Genomic DNA, 25,459 nt, shown 5'->3' with positions numbered 1-25,459 from the left:
CCCCGCCCCGCGCGCGGTGGCCCCCCCCCCCCCCACTACCCCCGCCCCGGCCCCCCCCCCCCCGCCCCCGCCCGGGGGGGGGGCCCCCCCCCCCCCCCCCCCCCCCCCCCCGGCGGCTTTCTGCGGGGCTGAAGGGGCCCTGGGGTAGCTGGACGCCGGAGGGCCCGCAGCGTCACCGCTGCGGGCCCTCTGTGCGTACCTCTTGCTCGGTCCTCATGTGCCTCGTCGGCGGCTCATGCCTCGTCGCGACTCATGCCTCGTCGCGGCGGAGCGAGGGCTTGAGGTCCTTGAGCCGGCCGAGCAGGCCGTTCACGAACGAGGGCGACTCGTCCGTGGAGAACTCCTTCGCCAGCTGCACCATCTCGTCGAGGACGACGGCGTCCGGCGTCTCGTCCGCCCAGATCAGCTCGTAGGCGCCAAGGCGCAGGATGTTGCGGTCGACGACGGGCATGCGGTCGAGCGTCCAGCCGACCGAGTACTGGGCGATCAGCTCGTCGATGCGCGTCGCGTGCTCGGCGTACCCCTCGACCAGTTGCATCGTGTACTCGCTCACCGGCGGCTGCCGGGTGTCGCCCCGGGAGAGCCGGATCCAGTCCGCGAGGACCGTCAGGACGTTCGCGTCGCGCTGGTCGCCCTCGAAGAGGATCTGGAAGGCGCGCTTGCGGGCCGTGTTGCGGGCAGCCACGGTTAGCTGTTCACCCGGCCGAGGTAGTCGCTCGTGCGGGTGTCGACCTTGATCTTCTCACCGGTGGTGATGAAGAGCGGGACGTTGATCTGGTGACCGGTCTCCAGGACGGCGGGCTTGGTGCCGCCGGTGGAGCGGTCGCCCTGGACGCCCGGCTCGGTCTCCTGGACGACGAGCTCGACGGCCGCGGGCAGCTCGACGAAGAGCACCTCGCCCTCGTGCTGCGCGACGGTGGCGGTGAAGCCCTCGATCAGGAAGTTGGCGGCGTCGCCGACGGCCTTCCGGTCGACCATGAGCTGGTCGTAGGTCTCCATGTCCATGAAGACGAAGTACTCGCCGTCCATGTAGGAGAACTGCATGTCGCGCTTGTCAATCGTGGCCGTCTCGACCTTGACGCCGGCGTTGAAGGTCTTGTCGACGACCTTGCCGGAGAGCACGTTCTTGAGCTTGGTGCGCACGAAGGCCGGGCCCTTGCCGGGCTTGACGTGCTGGAACTCGACGACGGACCACAGCTGGCCGCCATCGAGCTTGAGCACCAGGCCGTTCTTGAGGTCGTTCGTGGAAGCCACGGTTGCGGAATCTCCTGGACTGACGTGGACGACCCCGGCGCACGCACCTGTCTAAAGGGCGAGCAGCTCCTTGGTCGTGATGGTGAGTAGCTCTGGGCCGCCGTCCGCCTCGGGGCGGACGACGAGCGTGTCATCGATCCGGACGCCGCCCCGTCCCGGGAGGTGGACTCCCGGTTCGACGGTGACCGGCACGCAAGCGTCCAGTTTACCCATGGCCGCGGGGGCCAGCTGCGGGTCCTCGTCGATTTCCAGTCCCACACCGTGTCCGGTCAGGGCAGGAAGGCGCTCCGCGTACCCCGCCGAGTCCAGCACCTGGCGGGCGGCGCGGTCCACGTCACGGTAGGCGATGCCCGGGGCCAGGGCTTCCCGGCCGGCCCGCTGGGCGGCGAAAACGAGGTCGTACAGCTCGATCTGCCAGTCCGCCGGGGACGTACCGATGACGAACGTACGGCCGATCTCGCACCGGTAGCCGCGGTAGGTCGCCCCGAGGCAGACGGAGAGGAAGTCACCCTCCTCGACCCGCCGGTCGGTGGGGCGGTGGCCGCGTCGGCCGGCGTTCGGGCCGGTGCCGACGGACGTCGCGAAGGCGGGGCCGTCGGCGCCGTGGTCGACCAGGCGCCGTTCCAGCTCCAGGGCGAGGTGACGTTCGGTGCGGCCGACCAGGATGGACTCGAGCAGTTCACCGAGGGCCTGGTCGGCGATTTCGGCGCCGATCCTGAGGCAGGAGATCTCCTCCTCGTCCTTCACCACGCGCAGCTGCTCGACCCCGCCGCCCAGATCCGCGAGGCGCAGCCGGGGCACGACCGAGCGGATGGCACGGTACCGGTCGACGGTCAGGTGGTGCTCCTCGACGGCGAGGGACTCACCGCCCTGCGCTGCCGCGAGGCCGGCGGCGGCGACGGCGGGATCGCCGCCGGGGCCGGGCAGCCGCTGCACGCGCAGCGCCTCGTCGGGCCGGCCTTCCGCGGGGCGGTCGTCCGGCGGGCCGGGGCACAGGAGCAGGTCCTCGGTCCTGCCGAGCATCAGGACGGCGCCGTGCGGGGCGGTGCCTGCGAGGTAGCGGACATTGGCGGGGCGGGTCACCAGCGCGGAGGCGCTGCCGCTCGCTTGGCAGCGTTCCCGTAGGCGGGATCGGCGGGCACCGTAGACCTCTGACATGACACGAGCGTAGGAGGGGTGCCCGGATTGTGCCGGTTGGGAGGGTGCCGTTTGGGGGATCGGGGTGCGACTGAGTGAAGTTCGCCGGGTGCGCGCCCGGTGGAGGCTGGTCGCAGCCCACGCGGCGGAGCCGCATATCGATACAGCCCCGCGCCCCTGGAGGTCGGCTACCACTGAGGAGGGCTGGCAATGGACCGGGCCAGTACGTCGTCCAGGATCTGGGCCGTCTGGGGTACGTCCAGCTGGGAGTTGTCGATGATGGGGAGGCCCGAGCCGTACCAGCCCGCCATGCGGCCGTGGATGCGGGCGACCTCTTCGTCGGTGAGGCGGCGGTTTCCGGAGCGTTCGGCGTTGCGCTCGAGGACGATCTCGAGGCCCGGCAGCAGGACCACCGGCAGCAGGCCGGGGCCCACGTGGCGCTTCCAACCGCCGAGACCGACGACCGGGCGGTCGGGGAAGACGGCGTCGTCGAGGATGCAGGAGATGCCGTTGGCGAGGAAGTTGCGGGCGGCGAAGCCGCAGGTGCGGCGGGCGAGGCGGTACTGGGCCTCGGAGTGGTCGTTCCACCCGGACTGCGGGTCGGCGAAGCCCGAACGGACCCATTCGCGTACGTCGTCGAGGCTGATGTGGGCGGTGGGGGCCCGGCGGTGGTCCGCCCAGTACTTGGCGACGCTCGTCTTCCCGGCGCCGGCCGGTCCGATGAGCAGGACCGCGAGGGTGGTGGCGGCCGGGTCGGCGGCGGCCGTGGCGGTCGGCGCGCTCGGCATGCCGACCGGGCGGCCGGGCGGCAGCGGCACATGACCGGTGGTGTCCGGCGCCGGCGGGGCCGGGGCGTGCTGCGGTGCGGGCGGTACCGGCGCCGAGGGCGCGCCGGTGAAGCCCGGAGCGGGAGCGGGGGGCGGGGGCACGGGGGCGGAACCCTGAGGTGCGCCCGGGTGGTGCGGACCCGGGTGGTGTGCGGCCGGCGACCAGCCGGCGGCCGGTCCGTGCCCCGGCTGGTGGGGCGGCGGCAGCGGAGAACCCACTGCGTGCTGCATCCGGTGCCACTCCGTCTCGTACAGGCAATGGGCGCTGACAGTGCGGGTGATTCCCGCTCCCTACCGAAAGGTACCGTCCCCCGCCGTCGTTTGGTGAAACGGCCGGGGGCGGTCCGAAGTGCCCGGTGGCCAAGGCGAATCGGGCGGATGGAGCACCCGGGAGCTACTCGCCCACTTCGCCGTACGCGGCGAGGAGGACAGCCGGGTCGGGGCCCTCCAGGACGGTGGGCTTGGCGAGCCCGTCGAGGACGATGAAGCGCAAAAGGTCGCCGCGGGACTTCTTGTCGACCTTCATGGCTTCGAGCAGCTTGGGCCACTGGTCGTAGCGGTAGTGCAGGGGCAGGCCGACGGATTGCAGGACCGTGCGGTGACGGTCGGCCGTGGCGTCGTCCAACCGGCCCGCGAGACGGCCGAGTTCGGCGGCGAAGTGCATGCCGACCGAAACCGCGGCGCCGTGCCGCCACTTGTAGCGCTCGTTCTTCTCGATGGCGTGCGCGAGCGTGTGGCCGTAGTTGAGGATCTCCCTGAGGCCCGACTCCTTGAGGTCGGAGGAGACGACCTCGGCCTTGACCCGGATGGACCGCTCGATGAGCTCCGCGGTGTGCGGGCCCGCCGGGGTGCGCGCCGCCTCGGGGTCGGACTCGATCAGCTCCAGGATCGTCGGGTCGGCGATGAAGCCGGCCTTGATGATCTCGGCGAGCCCGGAGACATAGTCGTTGACCGGGAGGGAGTCCAGGGCGGCCAGGTCGCACAGCACGCCGGCCGGCGGGTGGAAGGCGCCGACGAGGTTCTTGCCCTCGGCGGTGTTGATGCCGGTCTTGCCGCCGACGGCCGCGTCCACCATGGCCAGCACGGTGGTGGGGATGGCGATCCAGCGCACCCCGCGCAGCCAGCTCGCGGCCACGAACCCGGCGAGGTCGGTGGTCGCGCCACCGCCGACACCGACGACGACGTCGGTGCGGGTGAAGCCGGACTGGCCGAGTGCCTTCCAGCAGTAGGCGGCGACCTCGGCGGTCTTGGCCTCCTCCGCGTTCGGCACCTGGATGGCGACGACCTCGAAGCCCTGCCCGGCCAGGTCGCCGCGCAGCGCGTCGCCGGTCTCGGCCAGCGCCTCGGGGTGGACGATCGCGACCCGCTTGGCCTTGTCGCCGATCAACCCGGCGAGCTCGCCCAGCAGTTGCCGACCGACCAGGACCTCGTAGGGCTCGCTGCCCGCGGTGCCGCCTACCTGGATCCGGGTGACTGCCTCGCTCATGCTTCCTTCAACTCCAAAGCGTCCAGGGCGACTTGGGTGACCTCTTCGGGCGTACGGCCGTCCGTGGACACGACCGCCGTGGCGATCTGCTCGTACAGGTGCCGCCGCGCCTCCATCAGCTCGCGCCACTGCTTGCGCGGGTTGACCGCCAGCAGCGGCCGGGCGGCATTCAGGCCGGTGCGCTTGACCGCCTCCTCCACGTCCATGGAGAGGTAGACGACCCGCTGCCCTGCGAGCAGCGCGCGCGTGTCCTCGTCGAGGATCGCGCCGCCGCCCAGCGCGAGGACGCCGTCGTGGTCGGCGAGTGCCTTGCGCACCGCGCGCTTCTCGATCGCGCGGAAGGCCGGCTCGCCCTCGTCGACGAAGATCTCGGCGATGGTCCGGCCCTGCTCCGCGACGATGTCCTCGTCGGTGTCCCGGTAACCGACGCCGAGCCGCTCGGCGAGCAGCTGGCCGACGGTGGACTTGCCGACGCCCATCGGGCCGACCAGGACGACCAGGGGCACCGCGCTCATCGGACCGGCAGGTTGTCGAGGTACGACCGCACGTTACGGCGGGTCTCGCCCACCGAGTCGCCGCCGAACTTCTCCGCGACGGCGTCCGCGAGGACCAGCGCGACCATCGCCTCCGCGACGATGCCCGCGGCCGGGACCGCGCACACGTCCGAGCGCTGGTGGTGGGCCTGCGTGGCCTCGCCGGTGACGACATCCACGGTCTTCAGCGCCCGCGGCACGGTCGCGATCGGCTTCATCGCGGCCCGCACCCGCAGCAGCTCACCGGTGGTCAGACCGCCCTCGGTGCCACCGGAACGGCCGGTGACCCGCCGGATGCCCTCGTCGGTCTTGACGATCTCGTCGTGCGCCTTGGAGCCCGGCACCCTCGCCAGGTCGAAGCCGTCGCCGACCTCGACGCCCTTGATCGCCTGGATGCCCATGAGGGCGGCGGCCAGCCGGGCGTCCAGCCTGCGGTCCCAGTGCACGTGCGAGCCCAGGCCCACCGGTACGCCGTAGGCCAGCACCTCGACCACGCCACCGAGGGTGTCGCCGTCCTTGTGGGCCTGGTCGATCTCCGCGACCATCGCCTTCGAGGCGTCCGCGTCCAGGCAGCGCACCGGGTCGGCGTCCAGCTTCTCGACGTCGGCCGGCTTGGGGTAGACACCGTAGGGCGCCTTCGCGGCGGCCAGCTCGACGACGTGCGAGACGATCTCGATGCCGGCCGTCTCCTTCAGGTACGACCGGGCCACCGCGCCCAGCGCGACCCGCGCCGCCGTCTCCCGGGCACTCGCGCGCTCCAGGATCGGCCGGGCCTCGTCGAAGCCGTACTTCTGCATGCCGGCCAGGTCGGCGTGGCCGGGCCGCGGCCGGGTCAGCGGGGCGTTGCGGGCGAGGCCCGCGAGGATCTCGGGGTCGATGGGGTCGGCCGCCATGACCTGCTCCCACTTCGGCCACTCGGTGTTGCCCACCATGATCGCGACCGGCGAGCCCAGGGTGAGGCCGTGCCGCACACCGCCGATGAACGTGATCTCGTCACGCTCGAACTTCATGCGGGCACCGCGTCCATAGCCGAGCCGGCGCCGGGCCAGGTGGTCCGCCACCATCTCCGTGGTGATCGGCACGCCGGCGGGAAGGCCCTCCAGCGTCGCGACGAGTGCGGGACCGTGGGACTCCCCCGCGGTCAGCCAGCGCAACCTGCTCAACGGTGCTCCTCAGTGCTCGCGCCCTGGTACTGCCCTTCGTACGCGCGTCCTCGCGTACGGCGACGGCCCGACCAGGTGCGCGGCCCTGGCCCGCCACCCACGATCCTCCCACGTCCGGCCCCCTGACCCGGCCGCCGGTCCACAAGGCGGACGGGACCCGGCCGTCCCCGACCGGGACCGAGCGGGTCCTAGCGCGCCGCGAGGGCGTGCTCGCCGGCCTTGCGCATCGCGTCCAGCGGGGCAGGGGTGCGCCCGGTCATCTGCTCCACCTGCAGTACCGCCTGGTGCACCAGCAGGTCGAGTCCGCTGACGACGGCCCCGCCGTACGCGGACCAGCGGGCGGCGAGCTCGGTGGGCCACGGGTCGTAGAGCACGTCGAAGAGGGTGGCGGGCCGTGCCGGCAGCGCGGAGGAGAGCGCGTCGGTCGTACCGGCCGGGGTGGTCGCGACGACGAGCGGTGCGCGCAGGGCCTGCTCGGCGTCCGCCCAGTCCGCCGTACGGACCTCGACGTCCAGGCGCTCGCCCCACTGCCGCATCTCGGCCGCCCGGGCCTCGCTGCGCACATAGGCGACGACCTCGCCGGTGCAGATCCGGGCGAGTGCGGCGAGCGCGGAGGAGGCGGTGGCTCCGGCGCCGAGGATCGCGGCCGAGTCGACCTGCTCGATGCCGTGTTCGCGCAGGGCGGCGACCATGCCGGGGATGTCGGTGTTGTCGCCGACCCGGCGGCCGTCCTCGGTGAACACCACCGTGTTGACCGCGTCGACCGAGGCGGCCGTCTCGCTGATCCCGTCGAGCAGCGGGATGACGGCCCGCTTCAGCGGCATGGTCACCGAGAGCCCGGCCCACTCCGGCCCGAGCTCGGCGAAGAACCCGGGCAGGGCGGCCTCGTCGAGCTCGAACCGGTCGTACGACCAGTTCGTCAGGCCCAGCTCCTTGTACGCGGCGCGGTGCAGCACCGGCGAGAGGGAGTGCGCGATGGGCTTGCCGAGCACCGCGGCCCGGCGGGCGTCAGCTGCCCGAGCTGGCATCGAACTTTTCCTTGAGCTTGAGGAATGCGGCGTGCGTCTTCGCGAACTCGGTCTTGCTCACGCCGTCGGTCGCCACGAAGTAGTACCAGCCGTCATCCGTCGGATTCAGTGTCGCCTTGATCGCACTGTCGCCCGGGTTCCCGATCGGACCGGGTGGCAGACCCTTTTGCGTGTACGTGTTGTACGGGTCCTGGTTGCGGTTGATCTCCGACTCACTGATGTTGATGTTGCTCTCGTTCTTCAGGTAATTGAAGGTCGAGTCGAACTGCAACATCCCATAGGTCTCGGGGTTCGCCAGATCGAGGCGGTTGTAGACCACTTCCGCCATCTTCCGGTAGTCGTCCTCGGTCTTGCCCTCCGCCTGGACGAGACTCGCGACCGTGATGACCTGGAGTGGATTGTCCAGCTTCAGCGCCTTGGCCTTGGCAGTCAGGTCGAGCGCCTCGTACTTCTCGGCGGCCTGGCCCACCATCTCCTTCAGGACCGTCTCGGGCTTCATGCCCTTGGCCGCGGGATAGGTCCCCGGGTAGAGGAAGCCCTCCAGCGGGTCCTTGATGTCCTTGTCGCTGTTCGCCCAGTTCGGCAGACCGAGGCTCTTGTACCCCTCGTCGGCGGCCTTCCTGGTGGTGCCGGACGACAATTCGAGCTGCTTGTCGATCGCCTTGTAGACGTCGATATTGCGCTCACCCGGCTTGACCAGCACGTTGTTCTGGCTCTTGGGGTCGAGCATCATTTCGATGGCGCTCGCGGCGGACATCTCCTTCTTCAGCAGGTAAGCGCCCGCCTGGATCTTGTCGCCGTCAGGATTCTGCGACTGCGCGGAGACAAAAGCGTCGACGCTCTTGACGACCCCCGCCTTTTTCAGCTCCTGACCGATCGTCGATCCGAAGGCACCCTTGGGGATGACGACCGACACCATCTCGCTCGTGCCGTCCCCCGCGTAGTCCGGAGCCGCGCCGAAACGATCCTTGTAGAACTGGTAGCCGAAGTAGCCGACTCCGCCCAGACCTCCGCCGAACACCAGCAGGACCACCAGACAGGCGCACCCGCTGCGGCGTTTCTTGGGCTTGCCGCCGCGGGCTTTGCGGTCGCCGCGGCCGCCGCCCTTCGGGTCGTCCGCGTCCGGGTCGTCCTCGGCGTCGTCACCGTCCGAGAAGAACGCGTGTTCGCCCTGATCGGGACCGGGGTCCCAGTCGGTGTGCTGCGGTTCGGGTTCGGCGCGCCGACGGGTGGGCGGCTCCGGCGGCGGGTAGGCGTCCGGGGTGCCGTAGAAGTCGGGCTGCTGCTCCCCGCGGTACGCCATGCCCTGCTGCTGCCCGTACGGGCCCGACGGGTCGGTGTACTGGACATGCGTGTGCGTCCCGGTGCCCCAGGCGCCGTTGTCGTACTGCTGCTGAGGCTGGGGCGCGTACTGCTGCTGGTCGTACTGCTGCTGGCTGTGCCGCTGGTCGTACTGCTGCTGGCTGTACCGCTGGTCGTACTGCTGCTGATCGAATTGCCGCTGATCGAATTGCTGCTCGCCGTACTGCTGCTGCTCGTACTGCTGCGCCTGACCGTATGCGGCCTGTTGGCCGTCGCCCCAGCCTCCATTGTCGTACTGCGGCTGCTGCGGCTGCTCCGGATGGTGCTGCGGCTGGCCGCCGTAGGGGGACTGCTGGCCCGCCTGGGCCTGCTGTCCGCCCCATCCGCCGTCCCCGTACAACGGGTCCTCCGGATGCCACGGTTCGGAGCCTTCGCCCCGGCCATACTCAGTCATCGATCCCCTAGAGCCGCGAGGCGGCGGTCGCGCGGCTTTCGGCTCCCGTTCCGCCTCTCTTTGTGCGGTGGCTGTTCGAACACCTCCGCATCGCGCGGAACGTTACCGTATCGCGATCAGATGACCACTTCGATGCCCTCGCCGGGTGCTTTACCTGACACTCGTTCGGATTCCAGGGCCTGCTGAAGGATGATCACGGCAGCTACCTGGTCGATGACCGATCTGCCCTTTTTCGACTTCACTCCCGAGGCGCGCAGTCCCTGACTGGCCGTCACCGTCGTCATCCGCTCGTCCACGAGCCGGACCGGGACCGGGGCGATCCCCCGGGCGAGCTCCTGGGCGAAGCCACGAACCTTGACCGCGGCCGGGCCCTCGCCCCCCTTGAGGGAGCGCGGCAGGCCGACCACGACCTCGATCGGTTCGTACTCCTCGACCAGCTGTTTCAACCTGCGGTGAGCTGCGGGGAGGTCCCGGCCGGGGACCGTCTCCACCGGGGTGGCGAGGATCCCGTCGGGGTCGCACGAGGCGACCCCGATACGGGCGTCCCCGACGTCGATCGCGAGGCGACGGCCGCGGCGCATGCCCCGGCCGTCGCCACTCGACTGAATGTCGGCGCTCACTTGGCCGTTTCCGCCACGAGCCGCTCGACGGCGTCGACGGCCTCGCCGACCGCGGCCGGGTTCTGGCCGCCGCCCTGGGCGACGTCCGGCTTGCCGCCACCGCCGCCGCCGAGGGTCTTGGCGGCCGCACGGACCAGGTCGCCGGCCCTGAGGCCGCGCTCGCGGGCGGCCTCGTTGGTGGCGATGACCGTGAGCGGCTTACCGTTCCCCACGGCGAACAGGGCGACCACCGCGGGCCGACCGCCCTGAATGCGGCCGCGCACGTCGAGGACCAGCTTGCGCAGGTCGTCGGCGGTCGTGCCGTCCGGGACCTGACCGGTCACCAGAGCAACGCCGCGTACGTCCTTGGCCGACCCGGCGAGACCCGCGGCAGCCTGCAGGACCTTCTCGGCGCGGAACTTCTCGATCTCCTTCTCGGCGTCCTTCAGCTTGCCGAGCATGGCGGAGACCTTCTCCGGGAGCTCCTCCGGCCGGCCCTTGATCAGCTCCTGGAGCTGGGCGACGACCGTGTGCTCACGGGCGAGGAAGTTGTAGGCGTCGACACCGACCAGAGCCTCGATACGGCGCACACCCGAGCCGATCGACGACTCGCCGAGCAGCTTCACCAGGCCCAGCTGGGCGGTGTTGTGGACGTGCGTGCCGCCGCACAGCTCCTTGGAGAAGTCGCCGATGGTGACGACACGGACCCGCTCGCCGTACTTCTCGCCGAACTCGGCGATGGCGCCCTGCTTCTTGGCCTCGTCGATGCCCATGACATCGGCGCGGACGTCCAGGTCGCGGGCGAGCACCTCGTTGATCTTCTGCTCGACGTCCGTCATCACGGCCGTGGGAACGGCGGACGGCGAACCGAAGTCGAAGCGGAAGCGGCCGGGCTGGTTCTCGGAACCGGCCTGGGCGGCCGTCGGGCCGAGGGCGTCGCGCAGGGCCTGGTGGGTGAGGTGGGTGGCCGAGTGGGCGCGGGCGATGGCCGTGCGGCGACGGTTGTCGATCGAGGCGTGGGCCTTGGAGCCGACGGTGACCTCGCCGACCTGGACGACGCCCTTGTGGACGTACACGCCGGGCACCGGCTTCTGGCAGTCGCGGATCTCGATGACGGCACCGGTGTCCACCTTGATGCGGCCGGTGTCACCGATCTGGCCGCCGCCCTCGGCGTAGAACGGGGTGCGGTCCAGGACGATCTCGACCTCGTCGCCCTCGGTGGCGGCCGGGGAGGAGGCGCCGTCGACGAGGATGCCGACGATCGTGGACTCGCCCTCGGTGTCCGAGTAGCCGATGAAGTCGGTCTCGCCGGCCTTGTCGGCGATCTCGCGGTAAGCGCCCACGCCGGCATGGCCGGTCTTCTTGGACTGGGCGTCGGCCTTGGCGCGCTCCCGCTGCTCCTTCATCAGGCGCCGGAAGCCGTCCTCGTCCACGGACAGGCCCTGCTCGGCGGCCATCTCCAGGGTGAGGTCGATCGGGAAGCCCCAGGTGTCGTGGAGCAGGAAGGCCTTGTCGCCGGCGAGGACCTTGCCGCCGCCGGCCTTGGTCTCGGTGACAGCGGTGTCGAGGATGTTGGTACCGGCCTTCAGCGTCTTGAGGAAGGCGTTCTCCTCGGCGACGGCGACCTTCTCGATGCGCTCGCGGTCGGTGACCAGCTCCGGGTACTGCTGGCCCATCATCTCGATGACCGTGTCGATCAGGTCCTTGACGACCGGGCCGGCGGCACCGAGCAGACGCATGTTGCGGATGGCGCGGCGCATGATGCGGCGCAGGACGTAGCCGCGGCCCTCGTTGCCGGGGGTCACTCCGTCACCGATGAGCATCACGGACGTGCGCATGTGGTCGGTGACCACGCGCAGGGAGACGTCCGAGTCGTGCGCCTCGCCGTACTCGACACCGGTCAGCTCGGTGGCCTTCTTGATGACGGCCATGGAGGTGTCGATCTCGTACATGTTCTGCACGCCCTGCAGAATCATGGCGAGCCGCTCCATGCCGAGGCCCGTGTCGATGTTCTTGCTCGGCAGGTCTCCGAGGATCTCGAAGTTGTCCTTGCCGATGCCCTCGCCGCGCTCGTACTGCATGAAGACGAGGTTCCAGATCTCCACGTACCGCTCGTCGTTGACGGCGGGGCCGCCCTCGACGCCGAACTCGGGGCCGCGGTCGTAGTTGATCTCGGAACAGGGGCCGCACGGGCCGGGTACGCCCATGGACCAGTAGTTGTCCTTCATGCCGAGGCGCTGGATGCGCTCCTTGGGCACGCCGACGATCTCGTGCCAGATGCGCTCGGCCTCGTCGTCGTCCTTGTAGACGGTGATCCAGAGCTTCTCCGGCTCCAGGCCGTAACCACCCTTGTCCTGGGGCGTGGTGAGCAGCTCCCAGGCGTACTTGATGGCGCCTTCCTTGAAGTAGTCGCCGAAGGAGAAGTTGCCGCACATCTGGAAGAAGGTGCCGTGCCGCGTGGTCTTGCCGACCTCTTCGATGTCGGGCGTGCGCACGCACTTCTGCACGCTGGTGGCGCGCGCGAAGGGCGGCTTGACCTCACCCAGGAAGTAGGGCTTGAAGGGCACCATGCCTGCCGGGACGAGGAGCAGAGTCGGGTCGTCCGCGATGAGCGACGCCGAAGGGACGACGGTGTGCCCGCGCTCCTCGAAGAAGCTCAACCAGCGGCGACGAATCTCGGCCGACTCCATCAGTGGTCCTCATTCCGGTTGTACGAGTACGTCGTCCTGTCGATGTACTTCGAGTTGGTCTTCGGGTTGTTGCGGTTCTCGATGGCGGCGTACCGCCGGGGAGAGGGAAGTTCGGGGTTCTCGTTGATCCCGAGGGCGTCGCCCAGCTCCGCCTCCCGCTGGGCCATGTTGTCGCGGACGTCCAGCGCGAAGCCCACCGCGCGGTCCTTGATGCGGTGACCTGCCTCGAGCGCCTTGTTCGCCGCGGTCACGGCGAGGTTCTCGGGCGTCAGCTGCCTCAGCTTGCGGTTGACCTTGGTGGTGGCCCACACACCGGCGGCGACGCCCGAGGTGAACCAGAAGGTACGGCGGAACATCGCTGGCTCTCAGTCCTTCTTTTTGCGGAGGTCTCGCTTGTCCCGCCGAGAGACCGTGCGGCCCACGATCACGGTACGCCGGGGCGCCTTTACGGGCACGTCGTCCTTGCGGCCGCCCAGGGCCCGGCGCACGCCGTAGCCGAAGGCGGCGACCTTCACGAGGGGGCCGCCGAAGGTCGAGGCGACGGTGGTCGACAGCGCGGACGCGTTCGACGTGACCTCCTGGACGTCCGACGCGATCGCGTCGACCCGCTCGATCTGGGTCTGCGCGGAGCGCACCGCGGAGGAGGCCTCGGCCAGTAGCGGGACGGCCTGGTCGGTCACGTCCGCCACGAGCTTGGTGGTCGCCCTGAGCGTCTGGGCCAGCCTCGCCAGCGCGACGGCGAGGAAGGAGACCAGGATCGCCCAGAAGACGGCCACCAGGATCCCGGCCACCTCTCCACCGGACACTTGTGCACCCGCTCCCTGAAACGTGCCTGCATATCGAAAAAGTCGTAGGCCGAGCCTATCGCGCCGGGGGTCACGCTCCGAACCGGATTACCGCCCGCGCGCGGACCGGGATGCGCGAAGCGCTTGTACGGACTGAATACGGCTCAGTACGCTCCGTGTTCCATGTGCATTCCTCAGCGCGGCGACAATGCGGCGCACGGCAACCTGCCCCTGGAGCTCGACGCGTTCGTGGGCCGCACGGCCGAACTCTCCGGGCTGGCGCGGGCGCTGGGCTCAGCGCGGCTGGTGACGGTCACGGGCGTGGGCGGGGTGGGCAAGTCGCGACTGGCGGGGCACGCTGCCGCGCGGTCCGCCGCCGGTGACGGCGTCTGGCGCGTCGAACTGGCGCCGGTGCGCGATCCGGAGTTCGTCGACCATGCCGTCGTGGAGGCGCTCGGCCTGACGGATCACACCGCCCGGCTGCCGCGCGAGATCCTGCTCGCCCATCTCACCGGGCGCCGGCTCCTGCTGGTTCTCGACGGGTTCGAGCACCTGGTGGACGCGTGCGCCGAGCTGGTGACCGAGCTGCTGCGCCGAGTGCCGGGCCTCAGGGTGCTCGCCGTGGGGCGCAGGCCGCTGGCCGTGGCGGGCGAGCGCGTGTTCACGCTGGGGCCGCTCGACGAGGACGACGCGGCGCGGCTCTTCCTGGACCGGGCGGACCGGCAGGGGCTCGCGCTGCGGGACGATCCGGACGTACGGGAGCTGTGCCGGCGCCTGGACGGCATCCCGCTGGCGGTCGAGCTGGCCGCGGGACGGCTGCGGGCCCTGTCCCCCGGGCAGCTCCTCGAGCGGCTCGACGACCGGTTCCGGCTGCTCACGGGCGGCGGGCGGGAGGCACTCCCCCGCCATCGGACGCTGCGTACGGCGATCGGCTGGAGTCACGAACTGTGCACGCCCGAGGAGCGGTTGCTGTGGTCGCGGCTGTCGGTGTTCGCCGGTCGGTTCGACCTTGAGGCCGCCGAGTACGTGTGCGGCGGGGACGGCCTGCACTCCGACGACGTGCTGGACGTCCTCACGGAGCTGCTCGCCCAGTCCGTGGTCACCCGTGAGGAGACCGCGGCGGGCGTGCGCTACCGCATGCTGGACACGGTCCGGGCGTACGGCGCCGACTGGCTGGAGGCGACCGGCGACGCCCTCCGGATGCTTCGGCGGCACCGCGACTGGTACCTGGGCCTGGCCACCTGGTGCGAGCTGGACTGGTTCTCGCCGCGCCAGAACGAGGTGGCGGCGCGGATCGAGGCGGAGCTGCCGAATCTGCGCCGCGCCCTGGAGTACTGCCTGTCGGAGCCGGACGAGGTGCATCTGGGCCAGTACCTGGCGGGCTCGCTCTGGTTCCACTGGGCCGGCTGCGGGCGGCTGTCGGAGGGGCGGCACTGGCTGGAGCGCAGTGTGGAGCTGGAGTCCGACCACGAGCAGCCGCGCCTCAAGGCGCTGTGGGTGCTCGGCCATGTGGCGATCCTGCAGGGCGACACGATGCCCGCGCTGGCGGCGCTCCAGGAGTGCCGTGAGGAGGCGGAACGCACCCAGAACCCCACCGCGGTGGCGTACGCCGAGCACCGCACCGGCTGTCTGGCCCTGGTCAGCGACGACATGGCCGGCGCGGAGACGCTGCTGCGCTCGGCGCTGGCCCGCTATGAGGAGATCGGCGAACTCAACAGCAATGTGCTGATGGGCCAGGTCGAGCTGGCGATGACGCTGGCGTTCCAGGGCGATTTGGTGGAGGCGGTACGGCTGTGCGAGGACGTCCGCCAGGTCTGTGAGGACCACGGCGAGCGCTGGGCGCGCACCTACGCGCTGTACGTCCTGGCCTACGCGGCCTGGCGCGGGGGCGACCCGTCGGGCGCCCGCGAACTGCTGACGGACTGCCTGTCCGGTGCCCACGCCTTCCACGACCTTCTCGGCACGGTGCTGACGATCGAGTTACTGGCCCTGGTCACAGCCACGGAGGGTGACCCGGCGGAGGCCGCTGTGCTGCAGGGCGCCGCCGCCGCGATGTGGCCGTCGGTGGGGCTGCCGCTGTTCGGTTCGGCGTACTACAACGCGCCGCACGAGCTGTGTGAGGCGATCACCCGGGAGCAACTGGGCGACGTCTTGTACGAGGAATGCGTACGGCGGGGCGCGGAGGCCGGCCGGGACGCGGCGGTCGTCCGGGCGCTGGGGCGCGGCCGGCAGCGGTCGTTGGACGCGGTGCCGACACCGCGCGGGCCGGTGCGGCACGCGACGGCGACCCTGGCCCTCGACACGCACGAACCCGCCGCCTCACCCACCCGGAAGGGCGGGGAGACGGCGGGCTGAGAGGTGGGCTACAACCTGCTGGTGGTGATCAGCGGGCGTAGTACTCGACGACGAGCTGCTCGTCGCAGATCACCGGGATCTCCTTGCGGTTCGGCTCGCGGTCCAGGCGGAAGGCCAGGGCGCGGAGGTTCACCTGGAGGTAGCGCGGGGTCTCGCCGTCGGGGGCGAAGCCGCCCTCGCGCGCGATCGAGAACAGGGTCTTCTCGCGGCTGCGCTCGCGGACCATCACGACGTCGTCCGGCTTGACACGGAAGGACGGCTTGTCGACCTTCTGGCCGTTGACCTCGATGTGGCCGTGGACGACCATCTGGCGGGCCTGGTAGATCGTTCGGGCGATGCCCGAACGCAGGACCAGCGCGTCGAGACGACGCTCGAGCTCGATGACCAGGGCCTCACCGGTCTTGCCCTGCGTCTTGGCGGCACGCTCGTAGGCGCGGACGAGCTGACGCTCGGACACGTCGTACTGCGCGCGCAGGCGCTGCTTCTCGAGCAGACGGACCTTGTAGTCCGAGTTCTGCTTGCGGCCACGACCGTGCTCACCCGGCGGGTAGGGACGGGCCTCGAAGTACTTGACGGCCTTCGGGGTCAGCGCGATGCCGAGGGCACGCGACTTCTTGACCTTGGGGCGGGACTGATTCGCCACTGTCTCTGTCTCTCTGTCTGTTTCCGGCTCACCAGGGTTAAGGGAGGTCGCATCCGCAGCCGGGGAAACCCTGCGGGTCCTGACGGACCTGTCGGGCAGCCGCTCCCTGGTCTGGGCACATACGTGCAGCACGCGAGTGGCCCACCGACCTTTCCCGGGAACCCGGGTGGTGGTGGGCTGCCCGCGACACCGTTCGACGGTGCGCGACGCTCCTGGAGATCCTGGCGAACCAGGCCTCCGGCTGGATGTCCCGTTCTGGTGAACCGACCGGGGCCGGACACGGGACTCAGCGCTCCGAGCAAGTCTACAGGGTGCTCAAGGCCGCTTGCGACCGAGGTGCTTCCTGGTCCACTCCACCGCGTCCGCGTAGCGGGCTTCGGCGCCGTGCCGGGTGGGGGTGTAGTACGTGCGGTCCTGGATCGCGTCCGGGGCGTACTGCTGGGGGGCGATGCCCTCGGGCAGGTCGTGCGGGTACACGTACCCCTGCGCGTGGCCGAGCTTGGCGGCGCCCTTGTAGTGCCCGTCGCGCAGATGCGGGGGCACGGGACCGGCCAGTCCCTTTCGTACGTCGTCCAGGGCGGCGCCGATCGCCATGGTCGCGGCGTTGGACTTGGGGGCCAGGGCGAGGGCGATGGTGGCGTGGCTGAGGGTGAGGGCGGCCTCGGGGAAGCCGATCATGGCCACAGCCTGGGCGGCGGCGACCGCGATCGGCAGGGCGTTGGGATCGGCCAGGCCGATGTCCTCGCTGGCGGAGATCATCAGGCGGCGGGCGATGAAGCGGGGGTCCTCGCCGGCCTCGATCATGCGGGCCAGGTAGTGCAGGGCCGCGTCGACGTCGGAGCCGCGGATGGACTTGATGAGGGCGCTGGCCACGTCGTAGTGCTGGTCGCCGTCCCGGTCGTACTTCACGGCGGCCCGGTCGACCGTCTCCTCCAGCGTCTGGAGGCCGATCTCCGTCTCGCCCTTGTCGAGTGCGGCCCCGGCGGCGGCCTCCAGGGCGGTCAGGGCGCGGCGGGCGTCGCCGCCGGCGATGCGCAGCAGGTGGTTCTCGGTGTCCTCGGGGAGGGTGACGGCGTCCTTGAGTCCGCGCTCGTCACCGACCGCGCGCCGGACGAGGCCGCGCAGGTCGTCGTCGGTGAGCGGTTCGAGGGTGAGCAGGAGGGAGCGGGACAGCAGCGGGGAGATGATCGAGAAGTACGGGTTCTCGGTGGTCGCCGCGATCAGGGTGACCCAGCGGTTCTCGACGGCCGGGAGCAGGGAGTCCTGCTGGGCCTTGCTGAAGCGGTGGATCTCGTCGAGGAAGAGGACGGTCTCCTTGCCGTAGCCGCCGGTGGCGCGGCGGGCTCCGTCGATGACCGTGCGGACTTCCTTGACGCCGGCGGTGATCGCGGACAGCTCCACGAAGCGCTTGTTGGTGGCCTTGGAGACGACGTACGCCAGGGTGGTCTTGCCGGTGCCGGGCGGGCCCCAGAGGATCACCGAGGAGGGTCCGGCGGGGCCGCCCCCGCCCTCGCCCACCAGTCTGCGCAGGGGCGAGCCCGGCTTCAGCAGGTGCTGCTGGCCCACGACCTCGTCGAGGGTGCGCGGGCGCATCCGGACCGCCAGGGGGCTGCTGGACGGGTCCTTCTCCTGGCGTTCTTCTGCCGCGGCGGTGAACAGGTCGGGCTCCACACGGAAAACCCTATGTCACCGCACTGACAATCCACTCCGGGCCGTCGGACGGCCCGGAGCGCGGGCGGTCAGCCGGTCCAGAAGTCCCACCAGCGGGTCAGGATCAGCATGCCGATGATGCCGATGTGCATGACCGGCATGACCCAGGTGAACTCGCCGAAGAAGCTCTTCAGCCAGCGCGGGGCGGGCAGGAAGCCGTTGCGGATGTTGAACGACGTCACGTACCAGAACATGAGGATCGTGGCGACCCAGGCCAGGGAGCACCACAGGCACAGCGCGTTGATCCGGTACAGCGACTGGAACATCAGCCAGGCGCAGAAGCCGACACCGAAGAGGGTGCCGGCGTTGAAGGTGAGCCAGTACCAGCGGGGGAAGCGGGCCCGGGCGAGCAGGCTCATGCCGACGCCGATCACGATGCCGTAGCAGACGAGGCCGAGCATCGGATTGGGGAACCCGAAGGCCGAGGCCTGGTCGCTTTCCATGACGCTGCCGCAGGAGACAACGGGGTTCAGGCTGCAGCCGGGAGTGAAGGACGTGCCCGCGACCTTGGCCTCGAGCAGCTTGAACTTGTCGATCGTGATGACCCACGCCGCGAGCAGACCCGCCGCGCCGGTGATCACCAGCAGCAGGGCGAACGCACGGCTGCCGCCCACCGAGTGCGGCGCGGCCTCGGCGCGCTCCGGCTCGGGTTCGGTGGAGACGTCTTTGACTGTCGTCTTGCTCATCACGCCGATTCCGTCTTGAGAGGTGGACCTTCCGCGGACAGCGCTCATTGTGCCGCACTGAGACGCGTGTCCACCGTTCGGTGGACATAAGGAAGTACGCACGGTCGTCCCGGAGCGTTCGGTTCCGGACGAGGCTCAAGGGCATGACAACACACGCGAACGAACTCGCGGTGGACGTACGGGGGCTGCGCAAGCAGTACGGCGACGTGATCGCGGTCGACGGCATCGATCTCGGTATCCGCAGGGGTGAGGTGTTCGGCCTGCTGGGACCCAACGGGGCGGGCAAGAGCACGACGGTGGAGATCCTCCAGGGCAACCGCGACCGGGACGCGGGCGAGGTGTCCGTCCTGGGCGCGGATCCGGCGCACGGCACGCGCGCGTGGCGCTCTCGCGTCGGAATCGTCTGGCAGGACGAATCAGCGCCCGCGGAGTTGACGGTCCGCGAGACCGTGCGGCACTTCGCCCGCTACTACCCGAGGCCCCGGGACCCGGAGGAGGTCATCGGCCTGGTGGGCCTGGAGGCCAAGGCGGGCAGGCGGATCAAGGCCCTCTCCGGCGGGCAGCGCCGACGTCTCGACGTGGCCCTCGGGGTGATCGGCGGCCCAGAGCTGCTGCTCCTGGACGAGCCGACGACCGGCTTCGACCCGGCGGCGCGGCGCCAGTTCTGGGACCTGATCCGCAAGCTGTCCGCCGAGGGCACGACCATCGTGCTGACCACGCACTACCTGGAGGAGGCGGAGTCCCTCGCGGACCGGCTGGCGGTCGTCGCCCAGGGGCAGGTCGTCGCCGAGGGCGAGCCGGCCAGTCTGCGGGAGCGGTACGGCACGGGCGCCACCGTCGAGTGGACCGACCCGGACGGCACCCCGCGCGCGGAGCGCACGGACACCCCCACCAGGACGGTCGGCGCGCTCATGAGCCGCTTCGACGGCGAGATCGCGGGGCTGCGGGTGAGCCGCCCCACCTTGGAGGACGTCTACCTCCGCCTGACCGGACAGGAGGACGCGCGATGACCACGACCGCCGTACGACCACGGGCGGACGCCCTCGTCGACAGGCTGCCCGGCGCCTGGGGCATCGGCCTGAAGCGGGGCGCCCTGGAGCTTCGGCAGTTCTTCCGGCAGCGCGACCATGTGGTGTTCACCTTCGCCTTCCCGGTGGTGTTCCTGTTCCTGTTCGCGTCGATCTTCCGCGACGACGTGCGGGGCGCGGGCATCAACGCCTCGCAGCTGTACGTCCCGGCGATGATGGCCGCCGGCATCATGTCGACGAGCTTCCAGTCCCTCGGCATCTCGATCGCGATCGAGCGGGACGAGAAGGTGCTGCGCCGGCTGCGCGGCACACCGATGCCGCCGGCGGCGTACTTCCTCGGCAAGATCTGGCTGGTACTGGTCACCGGACTGCTGGAGACCGCGATCCTGCTGCTCGTCGGCACGGCCTTCTACGACATAGACCTGCCCTCGGACGCGGGTCGGTGGTTCGACTTCGCCTGGATCTTCGTGCTCGGCCTGACGGCGTGCGCGCTGCTCGGCATCGCGGTCAGTTCGGTCCCGAAGACCGGCAAGAGCGCCACCTCCGTGGTCGTACTCCCGTTCCTGGTCCTGCAGTTCATCTCCGGGGTGTACATCGCGATCGACACCATTCCGGACTGGATGCTGAACATCGGCGCGCTGTTCCCGCTGAAGTGGATGTGCCAGGGCCTGCGGGGAGTGTTCCTGCCGGAGTCGGCGCAGGTTCTGGAACAGGCCGGGGGCTGGGAGTTCGGGCGGATCGCCCTGGTGCTGGGGGCGTGGTGCGTCGGAGGATTGCTGCTGTGTCTGCTGACCTTCCGGTGGAAGAACCGGCGCGACGGGTGACCGGTCCCGACGATGTCGTCGGTGCCTACACCTGGGCGCGGTCGTTCCGGATCTGGGACGTCTACTTCGCGCTCATCTGGCTGGCCACCCTGGTGTTCGTGCTCGGCGCGGGAACCCCGGGGTGGCCGGTCCGCATCACCGCGGCGGCGCTGCTCGTCCCCCTGATCCCCCTGTTCGTGTGGGTGGGGCGGCCCATCCTGCGGGGCGATCCGCCCGAGGAACGGCAGGCCCTCGGCTACCTCGTGGCGGCGATGGCGCTGTTCCTGCCGTCGGCGATCCTGGTGGGCGAGACCCGGCTGATGACCTTCGCTCTGGTCCCCCAGTGCTTCATGTCGCTGCGGATGCGGCAGGCCTTGGTGGCGGTGGGCGTCATCAATCTCGCGCCGGTCGCCGGCTGGGCCCTGCTGTGGTGGCCGAGCGACCAGGACGTCTTCTTCAACGCGCTGTTCGCCGTGGTCACCCTCGTCTTCTCACTGGCCGTCGGCACCTGGATCATCCGGATCATCGAGCAGAGCCAGGAGCGCGCCGAGCTGATCGCGGAACTCGATGCGAGCCGCCACGAGATCTCCCGGCTGTCGGCCGCGCACGGCGCCGTGACCGAGCGGGAGCGGATGGCCCGGGAGATCCACGACACACTCGCGCAGGGCTTCACCAGCCTCCTGATGCTGACCCAGGCCGTCGAGGCGGAGCTCGACCACGACGTGGCTCAGGCCCGCCGGCATCTGGCGCTGATGGACGAGACGGCCCGGCTGAACCTCGCCGAGGCCCGTGCCCTGGTCGCCGGGGGCGCACCCGCCGACCTGGCCGGCGCCTCCCTGCCGGATGCGTTGCGCAGACTGGCCGCCCGCCACGAGGCGACGCTGGAGGTGACCGGTGCCGTACGCACCCTCCCAGCCGGCCCGGAAGTGGTCGCCCTGCGCTCCTGCCAGGAGGCGCTGGCCAACGTGCGCAAGCACGCGGGGGGTTCGACGGCGGTCGGCATCACGGTGGCGTACTCCGACGCCACACTCACGGTGTCCGTACGCGACGACGGCTGCGGCTTCGATACGTCCACCGCCGGCCTCGGCGGCTACGGTCTGGCGGGGTTGCGGGCCCGGGCCGCCGAGGTCGGCGGGACGGCCCAGGTGCGCAGCACCCCCGGCGACGGCACGACGGTGACCGTCCGCCTGCCCGTACCGCCCCCGAGGAGTTCATCGTGATCCGGATCATCCTGGCCGACGACCATCCCGTCGTACGGGAGGGACTGCGGGCGATGCTGAGCGCGGAACCGGACCTGGAGGTCGTGGCGGACGCGTCCAGCGGCCCGCAGGCCGAGGCGCTGGCGGCGGAACTCCGGCCCGACATCGTGCTGATGGACCTGCGGATGCCGGGCGGCGGGGGCGTGGACTCCATCGTGCGGATGAGCGAGGCCGGGCTGCCGTGCCGGGTGATCGTCCTGACGACCTACGAGACCGACCGGGACATCCTGCGGGCGGTGGAGGCGGGGGCGGCGGGCTATCTGCTGAAGGATCTGCCGCGGGGAGAACTGGCGGAGGCCGTGCGGGCGGCAGCTCGCGGCGAGACGGTGCTGGCCCCCTCCGTCGCCGCCCGCCTGGTCGACCAGCTCCGCACCCGCCCGGAGCGGCCCCGGCTGTCGGACCGGGAGACGGCGGTGCTGCGTCTGGTCGCCGAGGGATGCACGAACGCCGAGATCGGGCGCCGGTTGTTCATCGGCGAGTCGACAGTGAAGACCCATCTGCTGCGGGCCTTCGGCAAGTTGGGAGTGGACGACCGGACGGCGGCGGTGACCAGCGCCATGCGGTACGGCTTGCTGGACTGAGGCCGTACTGGGGGCTCCGCCCCCTGGGGATGGGACGGGTAGGGGCGGCGGGGGCGAAGAAGCACCCCGCGCGCACCCCCGTCACCCCCCTCAGCCCAGCCTCGACTCCAGCTCCGCCACGATCTCGTTGACCCCGATCGCCGTCTGCTCGCCGGACTCCATGTCCTTGAGCTGGACAACGCCCTCGGCGAGGTCACGCTCACCGGCCACGATCGTGTAGCGCGCGCCACTGCGGTTGGCGTTCTTCATCGCGCCCTTCAACCCCTTGGCACCGTAGGAGAAGTCAGCCGCGATACCCACCTTCCGCAACTCGGTGACCTTCGCGAACAGCACCCGGCGGGCGTCCTCGCCGAGCGGCACCGCGAACACGCTGGTGGAGGAGGACAGTTCGAGCGAGACGCCCTCCGCCTCCAGCGCCAGCACCGTACGGTCGACACCCAGCGCCCAACCGACCGACGGCAGCGCGGGACCGCCGATCATCTCGGACAGACCGTCGTAGCGGCCGCCGCCGCCCACCGCGGACTGGGAGCCCAGTCCGTCGTGGACGAACTCGAAGGTCGTGCGGGTGTAGTAGTCCAGGCCGCGCACCAGCTTCGGGTCGTCCTCGAAGGAGACGCCCGCCGCCGTGATCAGCTCGCGCACCTCCTCGTGGTACGCCTTGCAGGCGTCACAGAGGTAGTCCCGCAGGAGTGGCGCGTCGGTCAGCTGCTTCTGGACGTCGGGACGCTTGTCGTCGAGGACGCGCAGCGGGTTGATGTCCGCGCGGCGCAGGGTGTCCTCGTCGAGGTCGAGCCCCCGCAGGAAGTCCTGCAGGGCGGCCCGGTACACGGGACGGCATTCCTTGTCGCCCAGGCTGTTGAGGAGGATCCGGAAGTTCCTGAGCCCCAACGAGCGGTACGCCTGGTCCGCCAGCATGATCAACTCGGCGTCCAGCGCCGGGTCCTCCGCGCCGATCGCCTCGGCGCCCACCTGGGAGAAGTGGCGGTAACGGCCCTTCTGGGGGCGCTCGTAGCGGTAGTACGAGCCGGAGTACCAGAGCTTGACCGGGAGGTTGCCCGCCTTGTGCAGGTTCGCCTCCAGTGCGGCGCGCAACACGGAGGCCGTGCCCTCGGGGCGCAGGGCCAACTGGTCGCCGCCCTTGGTCTCGAAGGCGTACATCTCCTTCGTCACGATGTCGGTCGACTCGCCGACACCGCGGGCGAACAGTTCGACGTTCTCGAAGCCGGGCGTCTCGATATAGCCGTAGCCGGAGGTGCGCAGGGGCGCGGCGATCGCCTCACGGACCGCCAGATAGGTGGCGCTGTCCGGCGGGATCAGGTCGTACGTGCCCTTGGGGGCCTTGAAGGTGCTCACGGAAGGTCTCTCGTCACATTCCTCGTCGGGGAGCGGGGTCGGAACCCGCGCCCTGGCCGGCGGCCACCTCCCGCAGATACGGGTTGGTGGCGCGCTCCTGGCCGATGGTCGTCTGGGGGCCGTGGCCCGACAGCACCACGGTCGAGTCCTCGAGCGGCAGGCACACGCGGGCCAGCGAGTCGAGCATCTCGGCCATGTCACCGCCGGGCATGTCGGTGCGTCCGATGGAGCCGGCGAAGAGCAGATCGCCCGAGAAGAAAACCGACGGTATGTCAGCGGTCTCGGGCATCCGGAAGGTCACCGACCCCTTCGTATGGCCGGGCGCATGGGCGACGGACAACTCCACGCCCGCCAGCTCCAACTTCACGCCGTCGGTCAGTTCACGGACGTCGTCCGGCTCCCCCACGGTCAGCTCGCCCATCAGTTGCGTACCGATGGAACGGCCGAGACCCATCGACGGGTCGTTCATCATGTACCGGTCCTCGGGGTGGATCCACGCCGGTACGCCGTGTGCGCCGCACACCGGGACGACCGAGGCCACGTGGTCGATGTGGCCATGTGTGAGGACGACGGCGACAGGCTTGAGCCGATGCTTCTTCAGCGTCTCCTCGACTCCCTGGGCGGCCTGGTGGCCCGGGTCGATGATCACGCACTCCTCACCGGCGGCGGGGGCGACGAGATAACAGTTCGTCCCCCAGGCCCCGGCTGGGAACCCGGCAATGAGCACGATCGTCCTTCGTTTGTGTCGATACGGGTGGACTGCTCGGCGACTGCGCCTGTGGTCAGAGCCTACCGGCGCTGCCGATTCCTCAGCGAACCCATATACGGTACGGGGCACACGCAGGCGGTCGGCTCACAAGACGCACGCGTCCCAGCAGGCGTACGAGACGCATGAGGAGAGAACCCGGTGGTCACCCAGGAACAGCGGAAGCGGCAGCTCGCGCGGGAGAAGTTCTTGCGGCAGCAGCAGCGGCGCACGGCCGCTCGACGCAAGGCGCGCATGCGCAACTCGGTGATCGCGTCGGTGCTCGGCGTGGTCGTGATCGGCAGCGTCGCGCTGTACACGACCGGCGCCCTCAAGGACGACGACAAGACCAACGCGAGCTCCGAGACGACCCCGAGCGCGGCGGCGACCAGCAAGGCGCCGGACCCGTGCGAGAAGGCCGCCGCGGGCAAGGTCAAGACGGCGACCTGGAAGAAGGAGCCGGCGATCACCATCGACAAGTCGGCGAAGTACACGATGAACCTGGCGACGACGTGCGGTGACGTAGACATCGCGATGAAGACGTCGGCGGCACCGCACACCGTGAACTCCTTCAGCTTCCTCGCCGGCAAGGGCTACTTCGACCACACCAAGTGCCACCGGCTCACCACCAACGGCATCTATGTGCTGCAGTGCGGCGACCCGACCGGCTCCGGCAGCGGCGGCCCCGGCTACACGATCCCGGACGAGAACCTGAAGGACAAAAGCCTGAAGGACAACGTCTATCCGGCGGGCACGGTCGCGATGGCGAACACCGGCCAGGCGCACACCGGCGGCAGCCAGTTCTTCCTCGTCTACCAGGACAGCCAGTTGCCGCCCAGCTACACACCGTTCGGCACGATTTCGGAGGCCGGTATGAAGGTCCTGAAGAAGATCGCCGCCGCCGGCGAGAGCACCGGAGCGGGCGACGGAGCGCCCAACGCAACGGTCGTCATCAACAAGGCAACCGTCACCAAATCCTGATCCCCAACTGCGAAATTTCGGTCGCGCGGGATGCGGACAGGCAACCCGCCGGTCGCC

The 25,459-nt window shown here is 70.3% G+C and carries 24 protein-coding genes; 6 read left to right on the top strand and 18 right to left on the bottom strand.

The features are described 5' to 3' along the window. Positions 1-250 precede the first annotated feature (250 nt). The 13 genes from nusB to ACFYO2_RS22455 form a co-directional block, all read right to left on the bottom strand. On the bottom strand, positions 251-685 hold the full coding sequence (nusB, locus tag ACFYO2_RS22515; protein WP_388351746.1) for a transcription antitermination factor NusB: 435 nt from the start codon (positions 683-685) through the stop codon (positions 251-253). 2 nt (positions 686-687) lie between these two features. Beyond that, positions 688-1,254, bottom strand: coding sequence for an elongation factor P (efp, locus tag ACFYO2_RS22510; protein WP_388351743.1), 567 nt, complete (start codon positions 1,252-1,254; stop codon positions 688-690). A 51-nt stretch (positions 1,255-1,305) separates the two neighbouring features. Beyond that, on the bottom strand, positions 1,306-2,412 hold the full coding sequence (locus tag ACFYO2_RS22505; protein ID WP_388351740.1) for an aminopeptidase P family protein: 1,107 nt from the start codon (positions 2,410-2,412) through the stop codon (positions 1,306-1,308). Positions 2,413-2,579: 167 nt separating this feature from the next. Further along, positions 2,580-3,449: a Pro-rich N-terminal domain-containing protein gene (locus ACFYO2_RS22500; RefSeq protein WP_388351737.1), complete on the bottom strand. Its 870-nt coding sequence runs from the start codon at positions 3,447-3,449 to the stop codon at positions 2,580-2,582. A 163-nt stretch (positions 3,450-3,612) separates the two neighbouring features. Further along, entirely contained in the window at positions 3,613-4,704 is a 1,092-nt protein-coding gene (aroB, locus tag ACFYO2_RS22495) for a 3-dehydroquinate synthase (protein ID WP_388351734.1), read from the bottom strand. After that, positions 4,701-5,219, bottom strand: coding sequence for a shikimate kinase (locus ACFYO2_RS22490; protein WP_388351731.1), 519 nt, complete (start codon positions 5,217-5,219; stop codon positions 4,701-4,703). The genes aroB and ACFYO2_RS22490 overlap by 4 nt, the downstream gene beginning before the upstream one ends. Then, a complete protein-coding gene (gene aroC, locus ACFYO2_RS22485) occupies positions 5,216-6,400 on the bottom strand; it encodes a chorismate synthase (RefSeq protein WP_388351728.1) in 1,185 nt (394 codons plus the stop codon). The genes ACFYO2_RS22490 and aroC overlap by 4 nt, the downstream gene beginning before the upstream one ends. Before the next feature lie 188 nt (positions 6,401-6,588). Beyond that, positions 6,589-7,428 carry a shikimate dehydrogenase gene (locus ACFYO2_RS22480; protein ID WP_388351725.1) on the bottom strand — a complete coding sequence of 280 codons (840 nt, stop codon included), beginning with the start codon at positions 7,426-7,428 and terminating at the stop codon, positions 6,589-6,591. After that, a complete protein-coding gene (gene mltG, locus ACFYO2_RS22475; RefSeq protein WP_388351723.1) occupies positions 7,409-9,184 on the bottom strand; it encodes an endolytic transglycosylase MltG in 1,776 nt (591 codons plus the stop codon). Before mltG ends, ACFYO2_RS22480 begins: the two co-directional genes overlap by 20 nt. Positions 9,185-9,300: 116 nt before the next feature. Beyond that, positions 9,301-9,765 (bottom strand): Holliday junction resolvase RuvX, encoded by a 465-nt coding sequence (gene ruvX, locus ACFYO2_RS22470; protein WP_388352013.1) that lies wholly within the window; start codon positions 9,763-9,765, stop codon positions 9,301-9,303. A gap of 35 nt (positions 9,766-9,800) precedes the next feature. Continuing rightward, a complete protein-coding gene (alaS, locus tag ACFYO2_RS22465) occupies positions 9,801-12,473 on the bottom strand; it encodes an alanine--tRNA ligase (RefSeq protein ID WP_388351720.1) in 2,673 nt (890 codons plus the stop codon). Then, positions 12,473-12,829 carry a hypothetical protein gene (locus ACFYO2_RS22460; RefSeq protein WP_388351717.1) on the bottom strand — a complete coding sequence of 119 codons (357 nt, stop codon included), beginning with the start codon at positions 12,827-12,829 and terminating at the stop codon, positions 12,473-12,475. The genes alaS and ACFYO2_RS22460 overlap by 1 nt, the downstream gene beginning before the upstream one ends. Positions 12,830-12,838: 9 nt before the next feature. Further along, entirely contained in the window at positions 12,839-13,279 is a 441-nt protein-coding gene (locus tag ACFYO2_RS22455; protein ID WP_388351714.1) for a DUF948 domain-containing protein, read from the bottom strand. 162 nt (positions 13,280-13,441) lie between these two features. On the opposite strand from ACFYO2_RS22455, the gene ACFYO2_RS22450 reads away from it, so the two are divergent. Then, positions 13,442-15,613, top strand: a complete 2,172-nt coding sequence (locus tag ACFYO2_RS22450; protein ID WP_388351712.1) for an ATP-binding protein — start codon at positions 13,442-13,444, stop codon at positions 15,611-15,613. 28 nt (positions 15,614-15,641) lie between these two features. Here ACFYO2_RS22450 and rpsD read toward each other — a convergent pair whose 3' ends face one another. From rpsD to ACFYO2_RS22435, 3 genes are all read right to left on the bottom strand, one after another. Then, positions 15,642-16,256: a 30S ribosomal protein S4 gene (gene rpsD / locus ACFYO2_RS22445; protein ID WP_388351710.1), complete on the bottom strand. Its 615-nt coding sequence runs from the start codon at positions 16,254-16,256 to the stop codon at positions 15,642-15,644. 315 nt (positions 16,257-16,571) lie between these two features. Next, complete coding sequence (locus ACFYO2_RS22440; RefSeq protein WP_388351707.1) at positions 16,572-17,927, bottom strand: replication-associated recombination protein A; 1,356 nt, start codon at positions 17,925-17,927, stop codon at positions 16,572-16,574. 68 nt (positions 17,928-17,995) lie between these two features. Further along, on the bottom strand, positions 17,996-18,652 hold the full coding sequence (locus ACFYO2_RS22435) for a vitamin K epoxide reductase family protein (protein WP_388351706.1): 657 nt from the start codon (positions 18,650-18,652) through the stop codon (positions 17,996-17,998). 143 nt (positions 18,653-18,795) lie between these two features. On the opposite strand from ACFYO2_RS22435, the gene ACFYO2_RS22430 reads away from it, so the two are divergent. From ACFYO2_RS22430 to ACFYO2_RS22415, 4 genes are read left to right on the top strand one after another with little or no spacing between them, the layout of a single operon-like run. After that, complete coding sequence (locus ACFYO2_RS22430; RefSeq protein WP_388351703.1) at positions 18,796-19,662, top strand: ABC transporter ATP-binding protein; 867 nt, start codon at positions 18,796-18,798, stop codon at positions 19,660-19,662. After that, positions 19,659-20,504: an ABC transporter permease gene (locus ACFYO2_RS22425; RefSeq protein WP_388351700.1), complete on the top strand. Its 846-nt coding sequence runs from the start codon at positions 19,659-19,661 to the stop codon at positions 20,502-20,504. Before ACFYO2_RS22430 ends, ACFYO2_RS22425 begins: the two co-directional genes overlap by 4 nt. Continuing rightward, positions 20,462-21,703, top strand: a complete 1,242-nt coding sequence (locus ACFYO2_RS22420) for a sensor histidine kinase (RefSeq protein ID WP_388351697.1) — start codon at positions 20,462-20,464, stop codon at positions 21,701-21,703. The genes ACFYO2_RS22425 and ACFYO2_RS22420 overlap by 43 nt, the downstream gene beginning before the upstream one ends. Further along, positions 21,700-22,323, top strand: coding sequence for a response regulator (locus ACFYO2_RS22415; protein WP_388351694.1), 624 nt, complete (start codon positions 21,700-21,702; stop codon positions 22,321-22,323). Before ACFYO2_RS22420 ends, ACFYO2_RS22415 begins: the two co-directional genes overlap by 4 nt. A 90-nt stretch (positions 22,324-22,413) precedes the next feature. Here the strand turns inward: ACFYO2_RS22415 and hisS are convergent, their stop codons facing one another. Both hisS and ACFYO2_RS22405 read right to left on the bottom strand, forming a co-directional pair. Further along, on the bottom strand, positions 22,414-23,676 hold the full coding sequence (hisS, locus tag ACFYO2_RS22410; protein WP_388351692.1) for a histidine--tRNA ligase: 1,263 nt from the start codon (positions 23,674-23,676) through the stop codon (positions 22,414-22,416). A gap of 13 nt (positions 23,677-23,689) precedes the next feature. Beyond that, positions 23,690-24,403 carry an MBL fold metallo-hydrolase gene (locus ACFYO2_RS22405; protein WP_388351690.1) on the bottom strand — a complete coding sequence of 238 codons (714 nt, stop codon included), beginning with the start codon at positions 24,401-24,403 and terminating at the stop codon, positions 23,690-23,692. A gap of 180 nt (positions 24,404-24,583) precedes the next feature. Here ACFYO2_RS22405 and ACFYO2_RS22400 point away from each other — a divergent pair, with 180 nt between their 5' ends. Next, positions 24,584-25,402, top strand: coding sequence for a peptidylprolyl isomerase (locus tag ACFYO2_RS22400; RefSeq protein WP_388351687.1), 819 nt, complete (start codon positions 24,584-24,586; stop codon positions 25,400-25,402). Positions 25,403-25,459 lie beyond the last annotated feature (57 nt).

The organism is Streptomyces sp. NPDC006602 (genome assembly GCF_042870385.1).
GTDB lineage: Bacteria > Actinomycetota > Actinomycetes > Streptomycetales > Streptomycetaceae > Streptomyces.
Note: the sequence above shows the minus strand (reverse complement) of the source record. Positions and strands in the feature narration are given on the sequence as shown.

Bases quoted from the DNA above. Each gene is read 5' to 3' on its own strand.
- ACFYO2_RS22425 (WP_388351700.1), top strand. From the start codon at position 19,659: ATGACCACGACCGCCGTACGACCACGGGCGGACGCCCTCGTCGACAGG.
- ACFYO2_RS22435 (WP_388351706.1), bottom strand. From the start codon at position 18,652: ATGAGCAAGACGACAGTCAAAGACGTCTCCACCGAACCCGAGCCGGAG.
- aroB (WP_388351734.1), bottom strand. From the start codon at position 4,704: ATGAGCGAGGCAGTCACCCGGATCCAGGTAGGCGGCACCGCGGGCAGC.
- mltG (WP_388351723.1), bottom strand. From the start codon at position 9,184: ATGACTGAGTATGGCCGGGGCGAAGGCTCCGAACCGTGGCATCCGGAG.
- ACFYO2_RS22430 (WP_388351703.1), top strand. From the start codon at position 18,796: ATGACAACACACGCGAACGAACTCGCGGTGGACGTACGGGGGCTGCGC.
- ACFYO2_RS22460 (WP_388351717.1), bottom strand. From the start codon at position 12,829: ATGTTCCGCCGTACCTTCTGGTTCACCTCGGGCGTCGCCGCCGGTGTG.
- alaS (WP_388351720.1), bottom strand. From the start codon at position 12,473: ATGGAGTCGGCCGAGATTCGTCGCCGCTGGTTGAGCTTCTTCGAGGAG.
- ACFYO2_RS22490 (WP_388351731.1), bottom strand. From the start codon at position 5,219: ATGAGCGCGGTGCCCCTGGTCGTCCTGGTCGGCCCGATGGGCGTCGGC.
- ACFYO2_RS22505 (WP_388351740.1), bottom strand. From the start codon at position 2,412: ATGTCAGAGGTCTACGGTGCCCGCCGATCCCGCCTACGGGAACGCTGC.
- ACFYO2_RS22500 (WP_388351737.1), bottom strand. From the start codon at position 3,449: ATGCAGCACGCAGTGGGTTCTCCGCTGCCGCCGCCCCACCAGCCGGGG.
- ACFYO2_RS22480 (WP_388351725.1), bottom strand. From the start codon at position 7,428: ATGCCAGCTCGGGCAGCTGACGCCCGCCGGGCCGCGGTGCTCGGCAAG.
- ACFYO2_RS22450 (WP_388351712.1), top strand. From the start codon at position 13,442: ATGTGCATTCCTCAGCGCGGCGACAATGCGGCGCACGGCAACCTGCCC.
- ruvX (WP_388352013.1), bottom strand. From the start codon at position 9,765: ATGCGCCGCGGCCGTCGCCTCGCGATCGACGTCGGGGACGCCCGTATC.